The sequence below is a fragment of the Frigidibacter sp. ROC022 genome (assembly GCF_024723735.1).
In the GTDB taxonomy this organism is placed as follows: Bacteria; Pseudomonadota; Alphaproteobacteria; order Rhodobacterales; family Rhodobacteraceae; genus SLM-1.
In genome coordinates this window covers 1-813 of record NZ_JANQDU010000019.1, presented here as the reverse complement: position 1 = coordinate 813, position 813 = coordinate 1, and the positions used below count along the sequence as shown (strand labels likewise).

At 68.0% G+C, this 813-nt stretch carries 1 protein-coding gene; it reads right to left on the bottom strand.

The genetic code is table 11. From position 1 onward, the window contains the following. On the bottom strand, positions 1–813 hold an 813-nt coding region (locus tag NUW50_RS21325; protein WP_258291211.1), incomplete at both ends, for an IS481 family transposase.

The window sequence follows — 813 nt, the reverse complement described above, 5'->3', positions numbered from 1 at the left end:
TGTGGATTCTCATCAGGTTGTTCAGAGCCTGCGCCGGGGCTTGATGGTTGATGGCTGAGTGTGTGCGTTTGGTATTGAACCAGTCAAGCCATCTGGGCAGGTCGCGGTTGCGGGCGTTTGAACTGGCATATGTCGCGCCGTAGGCCCATTCGCGCTGGAGGGTCTGAATGAACCGCTCTGCCTTGCCGTTGGTGCGCGGGGTGTATGGCCATGTTCGAATGTGGCGGATGGCGTTTGCGGCGAGGGCCTTTCCGAATAGCTTCGACCGGTAGCACGACCCATTGTCAGTCATGACCCGCTCGACTTTCACGCCCCGTGCGGCGAACCAGGCCAGGGCCCGGGCGAGGAAGGCGGTGGCGCTCTCCTTCTTCTCGTCGGGCAGCGCCTCGACATAGGCCAGCCGTGTCGCGTCATCGACCGCGACATGGACGAAGTCCCAGCCGGCGCCGCGGTTGCGACAGCCCCGGCGGGTGCCTGTGACACGATGGCCCGGGTGGTCGAAGCGGCCGAGTTTCTTGATGTCGACGTGGATCAACTCGCCGGGCCGCTCGCGCTGGTAGCGGCGCGCGGGCGGTGGCGGATCGAGGGCCGAGAGCCGCCCCAAGCCGGCGCGGGCCAGCCAGCGGGCGACGGTGGCGCGGGCCAGCCCGAGGTGCTGCGCGATCGTCGCGGCACTCATCCGGAACCGGCGCCGGAGACCGAGGATCAGTGCAACCTGACCCTCTCCCAGCCGGTGCGGAGACCTGGCCGGGGCGCTTGCCCTGTTCCCGAGCGCCGCGCGCCCCCCTTCCCGGCAGCGTCTGAGCCACTTGT